The organism is Salmonella sp. SAL4457 (assembly GCF_046548235.1).
Lineage (GTDB): Bacteria > Pseudomonadota > Gammaproteobacteria > Enterobacterales > Enterobacteriaceae > Salmonella > Salmonella enterica.
Window position 1 is genome coordinate 1 of the sequence record NZ_JBGDZO010000586.1, and the last position, 267, is coordinate 267.

1 protein-coding gene is annotated in these 267 nt (G+C 62.5%); it reads left to right on the forward strand.

Annotation, left to right across the window (positions count from 1 at the left end; all coding sequences use genetic code 11):
* Positions 1-267: hypothetical protein (locus tag ACLJNW_RS25555; protein WP_410961416.1), on the forward strand; the 267-nt coding region annotated here is incomplete at both ends.

Genomic DNA, 267 nt, shown 5'->3' on the forward strand with positions numbered 1-267 from the left:
GTCATGATCGGGTTCCCCATCGGCCTCGTCTACGCCAACGCCATGGAGTGGTTCATCCACAAGCACATGCTCCACGGCCTCGGCAAGAACAAGAAGTCCTTCTGGTCCTTCCACTGGCACGAGCACCACAACAGCGCTCGCAAGCAAGACATGTTCGACGACGTCTACCACCGGCCTCTCTGGCAATGGAGCGCCCACTCCAAAGAGGTGCTCGGGCTCTTCGCCGGGGCTGCCGTGCACGCGCCGCTGTTGCCTGTCGCGCCCTTC